The organism is Streptomyces lavendulae subsp. lavendulae, from assembly GCF_002803845.1.
Lineage (GTDB): Bacteria > Actinomycetota > Actinomycetes > Streptomycetales > Streptomycetaceae > Streptomyces > Streptomyces lavendulae.
The window spans coordinates 7,521,045-7,541,334 of record NZ_CP024985.1; the positions used below are offsets into that span (position 1 = coordinate 7,521,045).

The window sequence follows — 20,290 nt, forward strand, 5'->3', positions numbered from 1 at the left end:
ACGTGAGAAGGAGGCCCTCCGGTGTCATCGGGGCAGCAGGCGCGCGCACAGGCGGCCGCGATCACGCCGGGCGCGGTCCCCCAGGAACGGGAGAAGCCGCCGGCCGACCGGCTCCTCGCGCTCTTCGACGGCCACCGGCTCTCCCCGGGCCAGCGGCGGATCGCCCAGTACCTGATCGACCACCTCACCGAGGCCGCGTTCCTCTCCATCACCGAGCTCGCCGAACGTGTCGGCGTCAGCCAGCCCTCCGTGACCCGCTTCGCGGCCTCGCTCGGATTCAGCGGTTATCCCGCGCTGCGCGACGTGCTCCAGCCGATGGCGCTGAGCGCGGTGGCCGGCACCCCCGACAGCCGCGAGCAGATCCGCCACAACGAGCTCCAGGCCGCCGTCGACGCCGAGATCGAGAACCTGGAGAGCGTGCGCAGGCTGCTCGCCGACACCAACCGGGTGCTGGAGATCGGCCGCGACCTGGCCCGCTCGGTCCCGCTGACGGTCCTGGGCCTGCGGATCTCGGTGTCCCTCGCCGAATACTTCGCCTACGCCGCCCGCCGCATCCATCCCGACGTCCGGGTGGTGACCCGGGGCGGCAGCGTGGCCTACGACGCCCTGCTCCAGTCCCGGGCGGCCGGGGGCAGCTGGGTGATCGCCTTCGCCATGCCCCGGCACGCCAACGAGACCCTGGCGGCCCTGCGGGCGGCGCGCAGCACCGGCCTGCGGGTCGTGCTGATCACCGACCCCACCCTGGGACCGCTGGTGGAGGAGGCGGACGTGGTGCTGACGGCCGGTACCGGATCCCGGTTGGTCTTCGATTCGTACGCGGCTCCCGGCATGCTCTCCGCCGCCCTGCTCCAGGCGATGGCCGACGCCGATCCCGAGCGGACCCAGGCGCGGCTCGAACAGTACGAGCAGGTCGCTGACCAGCACGGATTCTTCCTCTGACGGGTCCCGCGGAGGCTTCGCGGGACCCCTCGCCGCAGGCGGATATTCAGCGCCCGGTCATGTATGAAATTTTTCATACCCTTGCATACTCGACGGTATATATGTTTACTGACGGCGGCGTTCCGGATCCACCAGATGCCAGGGAGGGCGACCCCACGTCCTCTTCGAACAGCCACCCAGTACGCCGCTCCTCCTCACGGCGCGACCGGGTGACGGGTCAGGGCTTTCGGATCCGGCGGAGCGCCCCCCTGGCGGCCTCGGTCAACCCCTGGGCCGAGGCCGCCCCCCTACGCAGTGTCTCGATCAGTGCTTCGACCACCACTCGGAAGTGACGAGAATGTCCCAGACGGCCACCCTCACGCGCAGCCCGGACTGGCCCCTCCAGGTGAAGTCCCCCGGCTCGCACGACTGGGAGCGCAGCGCCACCCGCTGGCTGCGGGACCTGCTCCCGGCCCGCTACGGCAGCTACCTGACGCTGACCCGTCACCACGCCCTGCTCGCCCGCCACGTCCAGCTCCAGCTGCAGCACGAGATGCGCGCGGTGCGCGTGGCCCTGCACACCAGCCGGGCCGATCTGCCGATGATGGGCGTCGCCGAGTCCGTGATCGAGAACACGATCAGGATGTACGCCATCGAGCTCGAACAGCTCGGCCGCCTCTCCCGGGGCGTCCGCCTCGTCTCCGAGGCGCTCCTCGTGGGCACCCCGGCCCAGCGCAAGCGCTGATCCCGGGGCGCCCCCGCGTCCGGACTCAGCCCTGGCAGACGCCGCGCGCGTAGTCGTACGTGGCGGTCGCCTGCGAGTACTTCCACTGGGAGGCGAGCAGGCCGTCCGCCAGCTGCTTCGCGGCGGCCGGGCTCTCGACGACGTAGCCGAAGTCCTGGAGCCACGACGGGTACAGGTTCTTCGAGCCGATGTAGAAGGCCGAGTCGTCCACCGAGACCAGCTTGTGGTGCTGGGCGTACGGCTTGCCGTCCGCCCACGTCGCCTTGTCGGAGGCGCGGAACGTCGCCAGCTGCAGACCGTCGCACATCGCGGCCTTCGCCCGGCCCGCGTCGCCGGTCAGGGCCTGGAGGCGGCCCCGCAGGACGTCGCTCACCTCGGACAGCGACTTGATCTGGGAGTAGCCGCCACTGCCGACCGCGCCCCGGTTCGCCGGGTCGCTGACGACGATGCGCACCTTCACCCCGGCCGCCAGCTTCGCGGCGAGGGCGTCGTAGAGCCGGACGTCGTAGCGGGGCAGCGGCGGGCAGGTCGCGTTCAGGTCCTGCTGGGAGATCTCGATGTGCCCGGTCGCGCTCGCGACCAGCGCCCGCAGCGCGCTCTCCTCCGGGTTGACCGTGTCGTAGTCCCGGTCGGCGTTGGTGTTGTCGTGCACCCCGACGACGCACTTGGTGTCGGGGGCCGTCGGCAGGACGGGCTTGAAGGCCGAGGCCGGGTCGCTCTGCCGGATGCCGACGCCGAGGCCGCCGACCGCGAGGGCCGGGACGTCGCCGCCGCCCGCCGGGGCCGCGGGGCGGGGCAGGGTGGACATGCAGCCCGCGTCGCCGGAGGAGGCGAACCAGACGCTGGCCCAGTTGCTCTTGTTGCGGCAGGTCCAGTCCCACAGGGTGTCGAGGTAGCGGGCGGCCGAGCCCGCGGCGGGACCGGACAGCGCGAGGTCGACGTCGTTCACCGGGTGGGCGGTGTCGAGGTAGTCGTCCTTCCAGCTGTTGATGCCGCCGGTGATCACCGAACCGCCGTCCACCACGACGATCTTGGAGTGGTTCCAGGAGAACGCGGTCTTCGAGGTCGTCGTCGACGCCACGTTGAGCGTGATGTTCGCCGCCGCGGGCCCCAGCTTGGCCAGCAGCTCGTCGCGGTACGAGGACGGGATCACATTGGCGTGGTAGATCGGCGCGGCGCCGACCAGGACGCGCACCTGGAGCCGGTTGCCCTTCTGCACCGCCTCCTTCAGGCCGGCCACGATCGCGTCCTGGAACCCGCCGTTGGGGAAGGGGGCCAGGGTGGATATGTCCACGCTCTGCCGGGCCTGGGCGATGTCCTCGCGCATCTTCTCCAGCAGCCGGCGGGAGCCGGGGCGCTCGGTGCAGGCCGGGTCGCCCCAGCAGCCGGGGCTCTGCAGCAGCCAGTCGGAACCGCCGGGGGCGGAGGCGCCGAGGCGGTTGCCGGCGGTGTGCTCCCAGACCGAGCCCTCCAGGCCGGGGGAGACCTGGCGCAGGGTCTGCTCCACCGCGTCCAGGTGCGGGGTGGGGGAGTCGGCGTACGCCGGGGCGGCGGACAGCAGGGCGAAGGAGGAGAGGGAGAGCGCGAGCGTGAGGGCCGTCGTGCGGACGGTGCGTGCCAATGTGGTTCCTTGGATGGGGGTGGCTCAGGCCGGACGGCACCGGGAATCGGGCCCCAGCCTTGATCAACTCGCGCAAGTTACCAGCCCGTAGGGCTCTGTTCATCTCCGTCCGTCGACTTCCGGCCACCTCCGGAGGGACCCCTCTGCGGGCATGGCCGAAAAGTGCTGACGGAATCGCGGCGTCCGGTGGGCCGTCGGGGAGCGGGCGTATCGGCCATTCGGATTGGAGTCGGCGCGACGCGGAACGCCGCCCGGACAGCGGGAGCCCCCCGCCCTACCTTCGGGGACTGTTCCGCTTCTTCCCGAAAGGTGCATCCATGCGATCTGTCCGTTCCGCATTCGCCGTCCTCGCCACCGCCGCCATCGTGCTCGCCGGCGCGGGCGCCGCGAGCGCCGACGTGAACGTGACCGTCCCGGAAGGCAGCCAGTACAACCTCGTCTTCGGCGACTGGTTCCAGTTCGCCGCCGACGACATCTTCAACGCGGGCAAGGACAACACCGTCGGTTCCAACAACTGACGCGACGAGCCGTACGGGCCCGGCCCGCCCCCGGTCGTACGGGGGCGGGCCGGGCCCGGCCGCGCGTCAGAGCCAGGGGATCTGCTCCGCCCCGTACCGGTAGGCGCGGAAGACGGAGTTCTGCGCGCCGCGCGAGGACTCCAGGCCGGTGCCGCGGCTGAACGAGCCGAACTCCGGCACGACGAACTCCCAGACCACGTCCCCCTCGGGGGTCACCTCGAAGAGCCGCCCGAAGGAACCCTCGGCGATGAACGTGTTGCCGTTGGGCAGGCGCTGGGCGCTGGACATGTACGGGCTGTAGAAGTTCTGCGGCGGATTGTCCTCGTACGACCACACCTGCTCGCCCGTCGTCGGGTCGAGCTCCAGCACCCGCGAGTACGGCACGGACGTCGTGTCGCGGTAGGTCCCGTTGTCGAACACCAGGATATTGCCGCCCGGCAGCTCGTGCGGGTGGTGCTGCTGCGCGAGGACGTCGGGGCCTATCCGCCAGCGCACGGAGCCGTCGGCGCGGTCCACGGCCACCGTCGTCGACGCGCTGCGGAAGCCCACGACGATGCCGCCGTCGGCGAGTTCGTTGACGGTGTTGGCCATCGGCCAGTGCTCGCGGGCGAAGTGCGGGTTGAGCGGTACCTCCTCCGGGTCGAGGTGCTCGATCGCCGCCCAGCGCCAGACCGTCTCGCCCTCCCAGGTCAGCTCGTACACCACGTCCCCGTAGATCACCCCGCCCGGTGCCTCCGAGCCGGGGATGCCGCCGCGGATCCGGGCCGCGTCCGCCGGGGACAGCGGCTCCACGACGGTGATCAGCAGGTTGCCGTTGCGCAGGACGGAGGCGTCGTGGTGGTGGAAGGGGTGGCGGACCTCGCGCAGCACGGTGGAGTCCGGGGCGAGTTCCTGGAAGATGCCGCCGTGGTAGACGTCCCAGATGGGGAAGAGGCTCGGGCCGCCGGTGTCCTTGGCCGCGTAGAAGAGGGTGCCTCCCGGGAGCAGCTGGGCCTGACGGCCGGGTGGGTGCGGGGAGTTCCAGGTGTGGGCGGGCTCGCCGTCGATGCCGACGAGGTGGATCCGGCCGTCACCGGTGATCGGGGTGTAGAGGGTGTAGCCGCCGAAGCTGCGCCGCGGATCGTGGGCGCGCAGGCCGGTGCCGCGGCGGCGCAGGGTGTTCTGGTCGACGCTCATGGAGGGTCCTCCCGGGGTGGGTGGGGTGGGTGGGGTGGTGGGGCGGGTGGTGCGGGGGCCGGTTCAGGGGGTGGTGACCGTGACGGCCGCCGGATCGGCCGCCCGCAGGGGGCCGGGCCGCAGCCGGGCCGACAGCGCGGACCGGTCGGCGGCGCCCGGCAGGGACTGGGCGGCCTTGGCCCAGGCGGCCTCGTCCGACAGATCGGCGAGCAACTCGGGCGTCAGGCTCGCCCCGTAGGCGTAGCGGGGCTGGAAGGCGTCGACGTACCCGGCCTGGAGCGCGCCCTTGGACTGGGCCACCACGGCCGCCCGCGCCGCGGCCGGATCGGCGGCGGCGGCGCGCTGCGCGCCGAGCACCGTGCGCAGGACGGAGGTGGTCTCCTCGTCGCCCGCCGAGGGGCCCGCGACGAGGAGGGTGTGGGCGGTGTAGCCGGTGAAGGGGAGCTCGGCGTAGCGGGCGCCGAGGGCGGTGCGGGCGGCGTCGTAGAAGCTGGGGAAGGTGACGCCGGCGTCGACGTCACCGCGGGCGAGGGCGGGGGCGACCTGGTTCGGGGCCAGGTTGACCACCGTCACGTCCGCCGCGGTCAGCCCGGCGGAGGCGAGCATCCGGGACAGGGCGTACTCGACGTTCGTCCCCTGCGGGACCCCGACCTTGAGGCCCCTGAGCGCGCCGAAACCCGTGACGGAGCGGTCGGTGCGGGTGAGCAGGCGCCAGTCCGAGAAGCGGGACAGGTCGGCCACGATCCGCACGTCGCGCCCGCCGAGCGCGGCCGTGACCGCGGGCAGGTCGCCCACGACCCCGAACGGGGCCTGGCCGCCGAGGACGGCGTTCAGTGCGTCGCGGCCGGTGGGCAGGGTGGTCAGGGTGGCGTCGAGGCCCTCGGCGGCCCAGAGCGAGCGCTCCTGGGCGAGGTAGACGGGCGCGGCGGCCAGCTGGTCGCTTCCGGCCAGGGTCACGGCGCGCCGTCCGCCGCCGCCCCCGGCCCCGCCGTCGGCGTCGGCGCAGGCGGTGGCGAGGAGCGGGAACAGCGCGGCCAGCAGTACGACGGCCAGCGCGCGGGGTCTGGGCATGGTGGGTTCCTTCCGGGGATGGGGGATGGGGGTTGGGGGATGGGGGATCGGGGGTTCAGGGGGTGGTGAGGCGGGCCGCGACGCTCTCGCGCAGGGCCGGGTCCGGGGGGCCCGCAGGGACCGGGTGGTCCGCGAGGACCCGGCCCGGGGAACCTCCGAGGACCACCACCCGCCCGGCCAGGGCGAGCGCCTCGTCGATGTCGTGCGTCACGAACAGCACGGTGGTGCCGCTGCGCTCCCACAGCTCGCGCAGCAGCGCCTGCATCCGCGTCCGCGTCAGCGCGTCCAGGGCCCCGAACGGCTCGTCCATCAGCAGGACCTCCGGCCGCGCGGCCAGCGCCCGCGCCAGCGCCACCCGCTGCTGCATCCCGCCGGACAGCTGCGCCGGGTACTTCTCGGCACCGTCCGCCAGCCCGACCTCCGCGAGCGCGGCCAGGGCCAGTTCGCGCCGGCGCGCACGCGGCAGCCCGAGCCGCTTGAGGGCGAACTCGACGTTGCCGCGGGCCGTGCGCCACGGGAAGAGCGCGTAGTGCTGGAAGACCACGCCCCGGTCCGGGCCCGGCCCCGTCACCTCGGTGCCGCCGGCCGTCACCCGCCCCGTCGCGGGCCGCACGAAACCGGCGACCGTGTTCAGCACCGTGGACTTCCCGCAGCCGCTCGGCCCGAGCAGCGCCGTGAACGACCCCGCAGGGAACACCAGGTCCGTCGGCCGCAGCACCGGCGCGGCCCCGTACCCGACCGACAGCCCCTCCAGCCGTACCTCCAGGCTCATGACGCGCTCCAGTGCACCCAGCGACGCCCGACGGCGGCCAGCAGCAGGTCGGCGGCCACGCCCAGCAGCCCGAGGACGAGCAGCCCCGCGAACATCCGGTCCACCCGCAGGAACTGGCCGTCCACCTGCAGTCGGTACGCCAACCCGCTGTCCGCGCCGCCCAGTTCGGCGGCGACCAGTGCCAGCAGGGCCACGGATGCCCCGTAGCGCAGCGCGGCCAGCAGCGCCGGCGCGGCGGCGGGCAGCAGCACCTCGGTGAACCTGCGGTGCAGGGGCGCCCCCAGCGAGCGGGCGGCCCGCAGGTGCGACACCGGTACGCGCGAGACCCCGTCGTGCACGTAGAGCCAGACCGCGAGGAGGACGGCGTAGGCGATCAGCAGCCGCTTGGCGTTCTCGCCGATGCCGAACCAGGCGGTCGCCAGCGGCACCAGCGCGACGGCCGGGATCGGCCGGAGGAAGGAGACCACCGGCGTCACGGCGGCCGACAGCCGGGGCAGGTACCCCGTCGCGAACCCGAGGGCGCCGCCGATCACCGCCCCCAGCGCGAAACCCTGTCCCGTGCGGGCCAGGCTGGCGCCGAGGTCGGTGGCCAGGGTCCCCTCGCGGGCGCTGTCCGCCAGGGCCGCCGCCGTCTCGGCGGGGGAGGGCAGCAGCCCCGGCGCCACCGCGCCGGACCGGGCGAGCAGGTACCAGAGCACCAGGACGGCGCCGGCCGCGCCCAGGGCCGGGCCGAGCCGGCCGAGGGCCCGGCCGGCGGGGGAGGGGGAGGCTTGCACGGGACGACTCCTCGGTGTGTTGATAAGTGAGGTCAATAATTGACCACGCTTATCAACGGGGTGTTGCGGCGGTGTGAAACCGTCCGGGTCCACCCGGGCCCGCGCGGGCGATGGGATACGTTCACCTGCGTGTCTCGACCCGAACCCACGCCCGAAGCACTGGAGGTCGGCCGGGCGATCCGCGAGTGCCGCACCGCGCGCCGCGTGTCCATGGCCGTGCTCGCCACCCGCTCGGGCCTCTCCCAGCCCTTCCTCAGTCAACTGGAACGAGGACTGGCCACCCCCAGCCTGAGCTCGATCTACCGCATCGCCGAGGCGCTCGACGTCACCCCCGGCACCTTCCTGCGCCCCCCGGAGCGCGCCGGAGTCGTCAGCCACGAGAGCGACCCGCAGGTGATCAGGGTGAGCGAGGCCGCCGGACAGGTCGCGCGGGTGCTCATCCCGGGCGGCCGCAGCGGCCTGATGGAGGCCTACGAGCACCACTTCGAGCCCGGCCGGGGCGAGCGCGGCTGGTTCTCGCACCCGGGCGAGGACTTCCTCTACGTCCTGGAGGGCGAGGTCCTGCTCGAAGTCGAGGGCGAGGAACCCCTGTTGCTGCGGGCCGGCCGCAGCGCCCACCACCGCGGCGACGTCCCGCACCGCTGCTCGCTGCCGGAGGGCGGCGCGGCGGCCCGCACCCTGCTGGTCATCGCCAACGCGTAGCCGCGCGCCTCACGCGGGGGCGGCGTAGCAGCGCACGGTCACCGTGCGCCCGGGGCCCCAGTGCTGCTCGACGCTCCCCAGCGGGCTCCAGCCGAGGCGGTCGTAGAGGGCGGCGGCGGCCGTGTCGGTGGACAGCACGTCGAGTACGGGATGCAGCCCGCGCGCCCGCGCCCCGCGCACGGCCCGTGCCATCAGCAGGGCCCCGGCCCCCAGCCCCCGTGCGGCCGGGGCCACGAAGAGCCGGCCGACCACGGCCACCGTCTCGACGGGTACGCCGGTCCGGCGGCACCACAGCGCCGGCGCGGCGTCGTCCGGGCCGCTGCGGGAGAGCGCGACATGACCGGCCGTCGTCCCGTCGTGCCCGGCCACCCAGGCGTCGAGGAGCGCCGGCGGCGACAGCCACCGCTCGGGCCGCTCCGGCCAGTCCACGGGATAGCCGTCGCTGCGGTGGACCTCGGCGAGCACGCGGGCGCACGCGCCGAGGTCACTGGGTTCACGGCGCCGGACGTCCATACCGCCATGCAACCACGAGGGCCGTGCCGTCAGGACAGCCGGGTCACCCGTGTGCCGAACGACGGCTCCGCCAGGTCCTTGCCCACGGCGACCGGGACGCTCCTCGCGCCCACCCCGTCGCCGACCGTCAGCACACCGACCGCGGTGCCCGCCTTCGCCTCGTGCGGAAGGGGCTTGCCGCCCGCGCCGAGCGAGAGCTTCAGTCGCTGCCCCGGTACGCCGATCACGGAGAGGTCCTTCGTGGCCACCAGCGGGGTGCGGCCGCCGAGCCCGTCGTCGACGTAGCCGACCAGCTGCCCCTTGCGCACGGCCGGGATCTCGGCGAGCGCCGCGCGGACGGCCTCGACGACCTTGCGGCTGTTCTCCTTCACCAGCTCCAGGCTCAGCGCGGCCCCCGGGTCCGGCCCGTCCACGTGCTGGTCCATCATGGTGCCGAGGATCAGCTGGTCCTGTGTCCCGACCGTCTTGTAGGCGGCCCACATCAGGGTGCCGCCGGCGGGGGTGCTCGAACCGGTCTTGATGCCCCTGATGTTCAGGCCGGGGGCGAGGAGCAGGCTGGCGTTGTTGTTGAGGATCGGCTCGGGCAGCCCCGCGATGGTGGCCTGGGGCGTGGCGACCACCGCGCGGAAGGCCTCCTCCTTCATCACCGCCTCGGCGAGCTTCAGTTGGTCGGCGGCGGTGCTGACGGTGCCGGCGTCCAGGCCGCTGGGGTCCGTGTACGTGGTGTCGTTCATCCCGAGCTCCTTCGCGGCGGCGTTCATCTTCGCGACGAAGGCGTCCGTGGCGGGGGAGCCGGTGTCCCAACGGGCCAGCAGGCGGGAGACGTTGTTGGCCGACGGGATCATCATCATCTTGAGCATGTCCAGCTGGCTGTACTTCGACCCGACCGTGAGCTGCCTGATGGCGGACTCGTCCAGGGAGTTGCCGTCGGCCACGGCCGTCGCGTCGACCTCGATACGGGGGCCGGGGTCGTTCTTGCGCAGGGGGTGGCCCTTGAGGATCACGTACGCCGTCATCACCTTGGCCACGCTGGCCGTCGGCATCGGCTTCTGCTCGCCGAAGGTGGCGACGTCGCCGGAGCCGGGCAGGCGGAGGGCGGCCTGACCCTTGGCCGGCCACGGGATCGGGGTGTTCCCCTCCAGGGTGTACGAGGACTCGCCGCCGGCCAGCCGGGGGGCGGGCAGCGGGCGCGCCAGCTGGGCGCCGACGACGAGGCCGCCCAGGAGCAGCACGATCGGCGTCCACACCTTGACCCGGCGGGTGAGGGTGCGGCGGGGGGTCTCCGGCGGGGGCGCGGTGTTGGTGAGCTCGGCCAGCAGTTCGAGCGGGGGCAGCGGTGCCTCCCGCGTCACCTCCGGCCCGGGGCGCGGTGCCGCGGGCGCGGGCGCGGCCTTGGTCCCGGCCGGGGCTCCGAGCTCCTTGAGCGCGACGAACTGACTGGTCCGCTCGGAGTCACTCTCCGCGCCGGCGTCGGTGTCGGCGTCGGCCCGCCGGGCGGAGGCGCCACCGGTCGCGGCGGCGGCAGTGGGCGCGGCGGCCCCCGCGCCCGGCTTCCGGGCCCCGCCGGCCGCACCGTCCTCCGGGGCGGGGGCGGCGCCGGTTGCACCGGGCTTGCCGTCCTTCGGTGCGGGAGCGGTGTCTCCCGCGTCCGGCTTCCGGGCGGCGCCGGTTGTGGCGGCCTTCCCGCCCTTGGGCGCTTCCGGGGCCGCGTTCCGGCCCGTGGCGGGCGCCGCGTCCGCGGACCCGTCGCCCTCGCGGTCACGGTCGCCGGGTTCCGGCCGGGCGGGGGCGGCAGAAGCGCCCTTCACGCCGTCGGGCGCTCCGGCCGCGGCCCTTTTCGCGGGCCGGTCGTCCTGCGGTTCGTCGGAGGCGGAGGCGGAGGCGGAGGCGGCTCCGCCCTCGGTCTCCGCGTCGCCAGCGCTGTCCTGCGCGGCGGCTCCTGCGGGTTCCCGGTCCCCGCCGTCGCCTTCGGCGGCGGTCGTCGGGGTGTTCTCCGCGTCGTCGGACGCCGAACCGCCGCCGTTCTCCGCCTTGCCGGTCCGGGCCCAGGACGGGGCGGGCCTCCCGGCGTCGTCGTCGCCGTCCCGGTCCGACGGATCGGGGGCCTCCTCCGACGGGCCGTCCCCACCGGTCCGCGGCGCGACGGCCTGCCGTTCCGGCCCGGCCGGGGCCGAGTCGGCCGCGGCAAGGCCGGTGCGGGCCTCCTCGGTGGTCTCGGCGGAGTCCGCCGGGGTTCCCCGTACGGCGCCGGGTTCTGTCGCGCCGTCACCGTCGGTCCGCGGGGTGGCAGCCGGCCGTTCCGGCTCGGCCGGGTTCGCGTTGGCGGCGGCCAGGCCGGTGCGGGCCTTCTCGGGGGCCTTGCGGGGGTCCGCCGTGGTTTCGCGAACGGCGCCGGGTTCCCGCTCGGGCGGGGTCAAGTCGGTTTCGGTGAGGGCCTCTTGAGGGTCGGCTTCGGCGGGCTCGGCGGTGTCCGCCGGGGTTTCGTCCGGGGTTTCCCGAACCGTGCCGGGTTCCGTGGCGCCGTCCCCCTCAGCCGCCCGCAGGGCACCCGGCTCGTTCTCCGGGTCCGTCCGCTCCGTCACCGTCTCCGCCTTCATCCCGCGCCCCACCTTGCTGTTCCCACCCGGCCAGGCCGGTTCTCGCCGTCGTCGTCATAGCCATCGGCGCGGCCGTCGGGCGGCTCGCCGATCACCTAGATGTGCTGTGCGGCCTGCGCGTTCCCCCGGTTCGAACCTGTGACCGTTCGGTCATACTCCGCCACCGCGCCCCCTCCGGTAGCCGGTTTGACGCGCCCGCGATCACTCTGCACTATTCCACTAACGTGTTAGTGGAATGAGGTGGAGGTGGAGGTATGGAGTTCCGAGTCGACCGGCGCAGCGGCGTCGCCACCTACCTGCAGCTCGTGACCCAGGTCAAGCAGGCCCTGCGCCTGGGCGTGCTGGAGCCGGGGGACCGGCTGCCGACAGCCCGAGAAGTGGTCGCGGCCACCGCGATCAACCCCAACACCGTCCTCAAGGCGTACCGGGAGCTGGAGCGCGAAGGGCTCGTGGAGCCGCGCCCGGGCGCGGGCACCTTCGTACGCCGGTCCCTGTCCCGCCCCGAGGCGGCGGCGGACTCCCCGCTCCGCACCGACCTGGCCGCGTGGATGGCCCGGGCGCGCGAGGCGGGCCTGGACCGGGAGGACATCACGGCGCTCATCACGGCCGCCGTGGAGGACAGCTTCAACAACTCCGGGCCCCTGCCCGGACCGTCGAGAGAGGACACGGCGTGAGCGACCCGACCCACGCGCCGGCACTACGGGCAACGCGGCTCGGACGGCTGTACGCAGGCAGGCCGGCCCTGCACGCGTGCGACGCCGAACTGCCCGCCGGGCACATCACCGCCCTCGTCGGCCCCAACGGGGCCGGCAAGAGCACCCTGCTCCAGCTCGGAGCCGGACTGCTCCGCCCCAGCAGCGGGGAGATACGCGTCTTCGGCCACGCGCCCGGCACCGCCGAGGCCCGCCGCCGCACCGCGTTCCTCGCGCAGGAGAAGCCGCTGCACGCCCGCTTCACCGTCGCCGACACCCTGCGCATGGGCCGCATGCTGAACCCGGGTCACTGGGACCAGGCCGCCGCCGAACGCCTCGTACGGGCCGGGGACATCCCCCTGGCCGCCCGCGTCGGCGCCCTCTCCGGCGGCAGTCGCACCAGGGTCGCCCTGGCCCTGGTCCTCGGCAAGCGCGCCGACCTGCTCCTGCTGGACGAGCCGCTCGCCGACCTCGACCCGCTCGCCCGTCACGAGGTGATGTCCCTGCTCATGGCCGAGGCCGCCGAGCACGGCACGACCATCGTGATGTCCTCGCACGTCCTGGCCGAACTCGACGAGGTCTGCGACCGCGTACTGCTCCTCGCGGGCGGCGTCCCCCGCCTCGCGGGCGACATCCAGGAGCTCTGCGACGGGCACATCTGGCTCACCGGCCGTGCCGACCCGATGGAGGAGGACGGACTGCCCCGCGCCTTCGACCGCGGCGCGGTCGTGCACTGCGCCGTCAGCGGCCGTCAGGTCACCGCCCTCGTCCGTACGGCGCCCGGCGCCCCGCTGCCCGCGGGGACCGATGAGCGCTGGATCGCCGAAACCCCCTCCCTGGAAACCCTGTTGCTCGCACACCTGCGCGGCGCCGCGACCCCCGCGACCGCCCCGACCACCGCCCCGACCACCGAGGAGGCCGCCGCGTGAAGGGCGTCCTCTGGCTGGCCTGGCGCCAGCAGCGGCTGATGATCCTGTCCGGCGCCGCCGTGCTGGTCGCCTGCGCGGCCTGGGTGGTGTACCGGCGCTCCGAGATGATGTCGCTGATCGATGCCACCGGATGGGTGCCCTGTCCGGGGTGGAACGGCGGCTGCGAGAGCCTCGCCACCTTCCAGATCATGGACGGCAACGTCACCGGAATCCGCGCGCTCGGCACCCTCGGCATCGCGCTGCCCGCCCTCATCGGCGTGTTCTGGGGCGCCCCGCTCATCGGCCGGGAGCTGGAGACCGGCACGATCAAGCCTGCCCTCACCCAAGGGGTCGGCCCGCGGCGCTGGTTCGCCGCCCGTTTCGGTCTCGCGGCCCTGTTCACCCTGCTCGCCTCGACGGTCGTCGCGGCCCTCGTCGCCTGGTGGTGGGCGCCCATCGCCAACACCCTCGACGGCCCGTACTGGCACGACGCCCCCATCTACAACGCCACCGGCCCGGCCTCCGTGGCCTGCGCCCTCTTCGCGCTCACCGCCGGCACCCTCGCGGGGCTGCTGGTGCGCCGGGTGCTGCCCGCCATGGGAGCGGCCTTCGCGGCGATCGGCACGGTGACGGTGCTCGTCACCTACTTCCGCCGCAGCTGGATCGACCCCGAGACCCGGATCACCCCCGGCATGACGCCCAAGCGGCCCGTCGGCAGCGCCTGGTCGACCGGGGAGTTCGGCTACCTGACGCCCGACGGGCGCGAGCACTCCATCTGGAACGTCTGCCAGACCTCGGGGGAGGAGCTGCGGCGGTGCATGGCCGAGCACGACTTCGTCGCCCGCTACCACAAGGTCTACCCCAGCAGTGACTTCTGGACGTTCCAGTGGATCGACACGGCCCTCTACGCGGGCGGCGCCGCCCTGCTCCTCGGGCTCACCCTCGCCCTGCTGCGCCGCCGCATCGCCTGAGGGCCCGCCGCGGCCCGACCCGCCGCGGCGGCCCCGTACGCACCGACCGTGCCTGTACCGACCGTGCCCGTACCGACCGTGCCCGCACCGACCCGCCCGCACCGTCCAGTCCACCTTCCGTCCGCACCCCAGGGGGACCCCTCATGGCAACGAAGAAGAACCTCACCGCCGACCGCGCGAGCGTCGGCCACAAGGTCCGTTACGCGCTGAGCAACCCGACCCGCATCGCCCCGTACGTCAAGCGTGCCGCGCGCGACAGCTGGCTGCGCTTCAAGCACCCCGACCACGTGGACTACTACCGGGCGGTCATGGCCTCGGACACCGGCCGCAACCCGGAGGCCGCGGTCGGCAGCCAGACCCACGACCGCTGGCTGGCCCTCGGGAAGATGCAGTTCGACTACCTCCTGGAGCACGGGCTCGCCCCGCGCCACCGGATGCTCGACATCGGGTGCGGGAACCTGCGGGCGGGCTGGCGCTTCATCGACCACCTGGAGACGGGCCACTACTACGGCATAGACATCTCGCCCGACATCCTCATCGCCGCCAAGCGCACGCTGACGGACCGGGGACTCCAGGCCAAGCTGCCGCACCTGACCATCACCCAGGACCTGACCCTCGACTTCCTGCCCGACCGCCACTTCGACGTGGTGCACGCGCACAGCGTGTTCTCCCACTCGCCGCTGTCGATCATCGACGAGTGCCTCGCCCACGTGGAACGGGTCCTGGCGCCGGGCGGCCGGTTCGACTTCACCTTCGACCGCACCGAGGGCACCGAACACCAGGTGCTGCGCGAGGACTTCTACTACCGCACCCAGACCCTCGTCGACCTGGCCGCGAAGCACGGCCTCAAGGCCCGGTTCATGGACGACTGGGAGAAGCTCGGCCACGGCCAGTCCAAGATCCGCGTCACCGCCGCCTGAGACCGCACCACGGCCCGGGCCGGGAAGCCGCCGCCACGGCTCCCCGGCCCGGGCCGTGGTGCCACATGCTCAAAACTGCTTGCGCAAAGACCACTTCGAGCAGCTTCCTTCAAAAAGGCCCCCGGGTTCCGCTATCTTGCCGAGAGCATGCCAAAGCGGTGTGTCCGTGACCCGGACCGCACGAGGAGCTGCCCGATGAGCGTCATCGACCGACCACACCGGCCCCGCCGTCCCGCCCGTCCCACCCGACGGTCCCCACTCGCGGCCCTGCTCGCCGCGGCCCTCGCGGTCGCCGGCCTCGCCGCCGCCGGTCCCGCCACCGCCCGCGCCGCGACGGGCCCCTTACCCGGCTCCGCCGCCGCGCCCGCGCCCGCCGCCCCGGTCTCCACCGCCGGTTCCGTCACCGGCCTCGCACAGGCGGGCGGCACCTTCACCGTCAGCACCACCAGTGGTGCGAAGGCCCGCGTGGTCGTGGCCCGCGCCGACATCTTCCGCCTCTGGCTGTCCCCCGACGGGTCCTTCTCCGACGATCCGGCCGGCTCCGCCCTCGCGGCCACCACCGACTTCGGCCCCGTCGCCGCGACCTCCACCGACGCGGGCACGTACTACCGGATCACCACCGGCGGCCTGTCCATCCACGTCAACAAATCGCCCCTGCGCTTCTCCGTCTACCGCGCCGACGACTCCACCCCCGTCTGGGAGGAGACCCAGCCCACCAGCTGGGGTGGCGGCCACACGACCCAGTACCTGGCCCGCGGCGCCGACGAGCAGTTCTACGGCACCGGGCTGCGCCTCGGCGAGTGGGCGCTGCGCGGCAAGACCGTCCCGGTCGCCGTCGACAACAAGTGGCGCGAGAACGACAACGCCAGCCCCGCCCCCTTCTACATGTCCACCAACCGCTACGGCGTCATGCGCAACACCTGGGCCCCGGGCTCGTACGCCTTCAACGCCCCCACCACCCTCACCCACGACGAGAACCGCTTCGACGCCTGGTACTTCACCGGCGACTCCTTCAAGTCCGTCCTCGACGCCTACACCGACGTCAGCGGCAAACCCTTCCTGGCCCCGGCCTGGGGCTTCGAGCTCGGCAACGCCGACTGCTTCAACGCCTCGAACCCGGACTACCAGGGCGACCACAACCGCCTCCGCCACCAGACCACCGCCGACGTGGCCGGCTACGCCGCCGACGCCCGCGCCGCCGACATGCCCTCGGGCTGGTTCCTGCCCAACGACGGTTACGGCTGCGGCTACACGGCCCCCCTCAGGTCCACCGTCGACGCCCTGAAGGCCAAGGGCTTCCAGACCGGCCTGTGGACCTCCACCGGCCTCGGCTCCATCGCCGACGAGGTGGGCACGGCCGGCAGCCGGGGCGTCAAGACCGACGTGGCCTGGATCGGCGGCGGCTACAAGGACGCCTTCACCGGGGTCCAGCAGGCCGTCGACGGCATCGAGAAGAACTCCGACGCCCGCCGCTACGTCTGGACCGTCGACGGCTGGGCCGGCACCCAGCGCAACGCCGTCGTCTGGACCGGCGACACCAACGGCACCTGGGACGACATGCGCTGGCACGTCCCCGCCATCGCCGGAGCGGGCCTGTCCGGCCTCAACTACGCCTCCGGCGACGTCGACGGGATCTTCGGCGGCAGTCCCAAGACCTACGTCCGCGACCTCCAGTGGAAGGCCTTCACCCCCGCCTTCATGACCATGTCCGGCTGGGGCGCCACCAACCCGTCGCCCGGCTACCAGGACAAACAGCCCTGGCGCTTCGCCGAGCCGTACCTGTCCGTCAACCGCAAGTACCTCCAGCTCAAGATGCGGCTGATGCCCTACCTGTACACGATGAGCCGGACCGCCCACGACACCGGCGTTCCCAGCACCCGCGCCATGGTCCTGGAGTACCCCGACGACCCGGTCGCCCGCGGGAACCTCACCAGCGGCCAGTTCATGGCCGGGGACTCCTTCCTCGTCGCCCCCGTCGTCTCCGACACCTCCGTCCGCGACGGCATCTACCTGCCCGCCGGTACCTGGACCGACTACTGGACCGGCAGGACGTACGCCGGACCGGGCTGGCTGAACGGCTACCGGGCGCCCCTCGACACCCTCCCCCTGTTCGTCAAGGGCGGCGCCGTCGTCCCGATGTGGCCGCAGATGAACCACACGGGGGAGAAGCCCGTCTCCACCCTCACCTACGACGTCCACCCGCGCGGGAACTCCACCTTCAGCCTCTACGAGGACGACGGCCGCACCCGCGCGTTCGAGTCCGGCGCCTACGCCCGCCAGCGCGTGGACGTCACCGCGCCCACCACCGGCTCCGGCACGGTCACCGTCTCCGTCGGTGCGCCCGACGGTTCCTACGCCGGACAACCCGCTTCGCGGGGCTACGAGTTCACCCTACACGTGGCCTCCGCACCCGCGGCGCTCACCGTGGACGGGGGCGCCCTGCCCCGCCTCGCCTCGAAGGCCGCCTACGACTCCGCCGCCACCGGTTGGTTCTTCGATCCCGCCGACCGCTCCGGCGTCCTGTGGGTCAAGACCGGCACGAAGAGCGGCGCGTTCACCGTGACCGCCACCGGTACCGCCGTCCCCGCCGCCGACCCGGTCCCCACCGGCTCGACGCCCGTCCCGCAGCAGGACTGGACCCTGGTCTCCGCCGACAGCCAGGAGACGGCCGCCGAGAACGGCGCCGCCGCCAACGCCTTCGACGGCAACCCGGCCACGCTCTGGCACACCGCCTGGTCCGCAGGCAAGCCGGCCGCCCTCCCGCACGAGATCCGCATCGACCTCGGCGCCCGGTACACCGTCGACTCCCTCGGCTACCTCCCCCGCCAGGACGGCGGGGTCAACGGCCGGATCGGCGGGTACGAGGTCTACGTCTCCGACACCACCGCCGACTGGGGCACCCCCGCCGCCACCGGCACCCTCGCCGACACCCCGGCCGCCAAGACCGTCCCCCTCGCCCCCAGGACGGGCCGCTACCTGCGCCTGCGGGCCCTGACCGAAGCCGGCGGACGCGGCCCGTGGACCAGCGCCGCCGAAATCACCCTCACGGGCCGGCCGACGCCGTTCCCCGCCGACGCCACCCTCGTCAACTCCGCCTCCACGACCTGCCTGGACCTCCCGCACAGCGCGACCGCCCCCGGGACGCGGCCCACCCTGTACACCTGCCACGGCGGCCCGAACCAGCGCTGGACCCTCCAGCCGGACGGCCGCCTCACCGGCCTCGCCGGGGTCTGCCTCGACGGCACCGACCCCGCCGCGGTCACCGTCCAGACCTGTGCCGGCACCCCCGGCCAGAGCTGGCGGACCGGCCCCGACGGCAGTCTCCGTACCGGCGGCCAGTGCCTGACCCCGGCCGGATCGGGTACCGCCGACGGCACCCTCCTGGCCCGCGCCGCCTGTACGGGCACCCCCGCCCAGCGCTGGACCCTCACCCCGTGACCCCCGCCGGGCCGGACACCTCCCCCACGGGTGTCCGGCCCGGCAGCAGCGCCGCCGCGGCCAGTCCGACGGCGGCCACCCCGGCCAGCACCGGCAGTGCCGCCCCCGCGTCCGTCCCCGCGCCCGCGGCCCCGGCGCCCGCGGCGACCGCGATCCCCAGCGACGGGCCGACGTTCGCGGCCGTCTGCTTGAGCCCGCCCACCACCCCCGCGTACCCCGGCGGAGCGTCCTCGACCACCGTCCCGGTCGCCGTGACCATCACCGCGGTGAACCCCGTGCCCAGCACCCCGAACGCCACCGGCCCGCCCGAGCCCAGGCCCGCGATCCCGGCCACCACCAGCCCCGTCCCGGCCAACGCCGTCGCCCGCGCGCCGTACCGGCGTACGGCCCGGCCCGCCACCGGCGCCCCCGCCACCATCAGCGCGGTCAGCGGCAGCACCCGCACTCCGGTCTCCAGCGGACCGAGCCCCCGTACGTCCTGGAGCAGGAACGTGGCCGTGAACAGCGCTCCGAACATCCCGGCGGAGACCGCCATCAGCAGGACCATCGACGCCGCCACCGGCCTCGACCGGGCCACCGCGGCGGGCACCAGCGGCCGCTCCCCGCGCCGCTCGCCCCGGACGAACAGCACCCCGAGCCCCACGGCCGCCGCGCAGCCCAGCAGCGTGGGCGCCCCCGTCCAGCCGTGCTCCGGTACGCCGGACAGCGCGTACACACAGGCCCCGAGCGCGGCCGCGAGCAGGGCGGGCGCCGCCGCCCCCAGCCGTTCGGCGCCCGCACCGGCGCGCGCGGGCGGCGGGACCCGCAGGGCCGAGGTCAGCACCGCGATGGCCAGGGCGACGGGCACGTTGAGCACGAACACCGCCCGCCAGTCCGCCCGCGCCACCAGGACCCCGCCGATCAACGGCCCCGCCGCCGCGGCCACCGCGATCGCCGCGGTCCGCACGGCGACCGCCGGCCCCAGCCGCTCCCGCGGGTACGCGACCCGCAGCAGGGCCAGCGTCGCGGGCTGCAACAGCGCCCCGAACAACCCCTGGACGGCGCGCAGCGCGATCACCCAGCCGGCTCCGGGGGCCAGCGCGATCCCCGCCGAGGCGGCGGCGAACCCGAGCGAGCCCGTCAGCAGCAGCCGGGGGTGCCCGTACCGGTCCCCGAGCCGCCCGGCGATCACCAGGAAGGCGGCGACGGTGAGCAGGTAGGCGGTGCTGGTCCACTGCACCTGCGCGGCGCTCGCCCCCAGATCGCGCCGCAGGGCGGGCTGCACCACGATCAGCACGGTGCCGTCGAGGGCCACGAGCGCCGCCCCGGCGGCGCTGGCCAGCAGCGCGACCGCCGGCCTCACGAGGGGTCCGCCCCGAGGTGCGCGTCCAGCGCGGCGCCGACGAGCCGGGCGACGTACGCCCCCCGGTCCGGGCCGTCGGCCGAGTCCCCGAGCGCCAGGGGCAGGCTGCCCGCCCCCCACAGCTGGGCCACCCCGTGCAGGTTCGCCCACAGCGCGGCGGCCGTCACCTCCGGGTCGGCCGCACCGCACCGGGACACGAGCCCGACGAGCATCGCGAACAGCGGCCGCGTCGACTCCCGCAGCCGCGGCCCGTCGGAGCCCTCCTGCCCGGTGCTGTCCAGCAGGTCGTGGCGGAACATCAGCTCGAACATCCCGCGCTGCTCCAGGGCGTAGGCCACGTACGCCGTCGCCAGTGCGCGCACCCGCTCCCTCGGCGAGGCCTCCCCGGCGCCGGCCACAGTGAACCGGGCCCCGAGATCGGCGAACCCGCGCCGGGCGATGGCCGACAACAGGGCCTGGTGGGTGGGGAAGTACCGCCGGGGAGCCCCGTGCGACACCCCGGCCCGGCGGGCGATCTCCCGCAGCCCGAGGGCTGCGGTCCCCTCCGCCGTGACCATCTCCACACCGACGTCGATCAGCCGCTCGCGCAGCGGTCCCTCATTCATGGACA

At 74.1% G+C, this 20,290-nt stretch carries 18 protein-coding genes; 9 read left to right on the forward strand and 9 right to left on the reverse strand.

Annotated elements, in window-relative coordinates; genetic code table 11:
• Nucleotides 1-21: 21 nt before the first annotated feature.
• Both SLAV_RS33665 and SLAV_RS33670 read left to right on the forward strand, forming a co-directional pair.
• Nucleotides 22-939: a MurR/RpiR family transcriptional regulator gene (locus SLAV_RS33665; protein ID WP_030234436.1), complete on the forward strand. Its 918-nt coding sequence runs from the start codon at nucleotides 22-24 to the stop codon at nucleotides 937-939.
• A 337-nt stretch (nucleotides 940-1,276) separates the two neighbouring features.
• Complete coding sequence (locus SLAV_RS33670) at nucleotides 1,277-1,663, forward strand: hypothetical protein (protein WP_030234438.1); 387 nt, start codon at nucleotides 1,277-1,279, stop codon at nucleotides 1,661-1,663.
• Between the two features lie 25 nt (nucleotides 1,664-1,688).
• On the opposite strand, the gene SLAV_RS33675 is transcribed toward SLAV_RS33670, so the two are convergent.
• Complete coding sequence (locus SLAV_RS33675) at nucleotides 1,689-3,284, reverse strand: phospholipase D-like domain-containing protein (RefSeq protein WP_030234440.1); 1,596 nt, start codon at nucleotides 3,282-3,284, stop codon at nucleotides 1,689-1,691.
• 317 nt (nucleotides 3,285-3,601) lie between these two features.
• Here SLAV_RS33675 and SLAV_RS33680 point away from each other — a divergent pair, with 317 nt between their 5' ends.
• On the forward strand, nucleotides 3,602-3,802 hold the full coding sequence (locus SLAV_RS33680) for a hypothetical protein (protein WP_030234442.1): 201 nt from the start codon (nucleotides 3,602-3,604) through the stop codon (nucleotides 3,800-3,802).
• A gap of 66 nt (nucleotides 3,803-3,868) precedes the next feature.
• Here the strand turns inward: SLAV_RS33680 and SLAV_RS33685 are convergent, their stop codons facing one another.
• The 4 genes from SLAV_RS33685 to SLAV_RS33700 all read right to left on the reverse strand — a co-directional run bounded on the left by SLAV_RS33685 (nucleotide 3,869) and on the right by SLAV_RS33700 (nucleotide 7,597).
• Nucleotides 3,869-4,978 carry an aryl-sulfate sulfotransferase gene (locus SLAV_RS33685; protein WP_030234443.1) on the reverse strand — a complete coding sequence of 370 codons (1,110 nt, stop codon included), beginning with the start codon at nucleotides 4,976-4,978 and terminating at the stop codon, nucleotides 3,869-3,871.
• 63 nt (nucleotides 4,979-5,041) lie between these two features.
• Nucleotides 5,042-6,049 (reverse strand): ABC transporter substrate-binding protein, encoded by a 1,008-nt coding sequence (locus tag SLAV_RS33690; RefSeq protein WP_030235692.1) that lies wholly within the window; start codon nucleotides 6,047-6,049, stop codon nucleotides 5,042-5,044.
• Nucleotides 6,050-6,104: 55 nt separating this feature from the next.
• Nucleotides 6,105-6,821: an ABC transporter ATP-binding protein gene (locus tag SLAV_RS33695; RefSeq protein ID WP_037687920.1), complete on the reverse strand. Its 717-nt coding sequence runs from the start codon at nucleotides 6,819-6,821 to the stop codon at nucleotides 6,105-6,107.
• Entirely contained in the window at nucleotides 6,818-7,597 is a 780-nt protein-coding gene (locus SLAV_RS33700; protein ID WP_030235687.1) for an ABC transporter permease, read from the reverse strand. Before SLAV_RS33700 ends, SLAV_RS33695 begins: the two co-directional genes overlap by 4 nt.
• Nucleotides 7,598-7,726: 129 nt before the next feature.
• Between SLAV_RS33700 and SLAV_RS33705 the strand changes: the two genes are divergently transcribed.
• Nucleotides 7,727-8,299 carry a helix-turn-helix domain-containing protein gene (locus SLAV_RS33705; RefSeq protein WP_030235685.1) on the forward strand — a complete coding sequence of 191 codons (573 nt, stop codon included), beginning with the start codon at nucleotides 7,727-7,729 and terminating at the stop codon, nucleotides 8,297-8,299.
• 9 nt (nucleotides 8,300-8,308) lie between these two features.
• Here SLAV_RS33705 and SLAV_RS33710 read toward each other — a convergent pair whose 3' ends face one another.
• Complete coding sequence (locus SLAV_RS33710; protein ID WP_051841236.1) at nucleotides 8,309-8,812, reverse strand: GNAT family N-acetyltransferase; 504 nt, start codon at nucleotides 8,810-8,812, stop codon at nucleotides 8,309-8,311.
• 29 nt (nucleotides 8,813-8,841) lie between these two features.
• Nucleotides 8,842-11,409, reverse strand: a complete 2,568-nt coding sequence (locus tag SLAV_RS43270; protein WP_263459224.1) for a serine hydrolase — start codon at nucleotides 11,407-11,409, stop codon at nucleotides 8,842-8,844.
• 254 nt (nucleotides 11,410-11,663) lie between these two features.
• Between SLAV_RS43270 and SLAV_RS33720 the strand changes: the two genes are divergently transcribed.
• The 5 genes from SLAV_RS33720 to SLAV_RS33740 all read left to right on the forward strand — a co-directional run bounded on the left by SLAV_RS33720 (nucleotide 11,664) and on the right by SLAV_RS33740 (nucleotide 18,338).
• Entirely contained in the window at nucleotides 11,664-12,083 is a 420-nt protein-coding gene (locus SLAV_RS33720) for a GntR family transcriptional regulator (RefSeq protein ID WP_030235676.1), read from the forward strand.
• A complete protein-coding gene (locus SLAV_RS33725) occupies nucleotides 12,080-13,030 on the forward strand; it encodes an ABC transporter ATP-binding protein (protein ID WP_051841235.1) in 951 nt (316 codons plus the stop codon). The genes SLAV_RS33720 and SLAV_RS33725 overlap by 4 nt, the downstream gene beginning before the upstream one ends.
• Nucleotides 13,027-13,980, forward strand: coding sequence for an ABC transporter permease (locus SLAV_RS33730; protein ID WP_030235662.1), 954 nt, complete (start codon nucleotides 13,027-13,029; stop codon nucleotides 13,978-13,980). Before SLAV_RS33725 ends, SLAV_RS33730 begins: the two co-directional genes overlap by 4 nt.
• A gap of 143 nt (nucleotides 13,981-14,123) precedes the next feature.
• Nucleotides 14,124-14,900 (forward strand): class I SAM-dependent methyltransferase, encoded by a 777-nt coding sequence (locus SLAV_RS33735; protein ID WP_030235660.1) that lies wholly within the window; start codon nucleotides 14,124-14,126, stop codon nucleotides 14,898-14,900.
• Between the two features lie 195 nt (nucleotides 14,901-15,095).
• Nucleotides 15,096-18,338 (forward strand): TIM-barrel domain-containing protein, encoded by a 3,243-nt coding sequence (locus tag SLAV_RS33740; protein WP_078950511.1) that lies wholly within the window; start codon nucleotides 15,096-15,098, stop codon nucleotides 18,336-18,338.
• Here the strand turns inward: SLAV_RS33740 and SLAV_RS33745 are convergent.
• Both SLAV_RS33745 and SLAV_RS33750 read right to left on the reverse strand, forming a co-directional pair.
• Nucleotides 18,328-19,680, reverse strand: a complete 1,353-nt coding sequence (locus SLAV_RS33745) for an MFS transporter (protein ID WP_030235655.1) — start codon at nucleotides 19,678-19,680, stop codon at nucleotides 18,328-18,330. The genes SLAV_RS33740 and SLAV_RS33745 overlap by 11 nt on opposite strands.
• Nucleotides 19,677-20,285 carry a TetR/AcrR family transcriptional regulator gene (locus SLAV_RS33750; RefSeq protein WP_030235653.1) on the reverse strand — a complete coding sequence of 203 codons (609 nt, stop codon included), beginning with the start codon at nucleotides 20,283-20,285 and terminating at the stop codon, nucleotides 19,677-19,679. The genes SLAV_RS33745 and SLAV_RS33750 overlap by 4 nt, the downstream gene beginning before the upstream one ends.
• Nucleotides 20,286-20,290 lie beyond the last annotated feature (5 nt).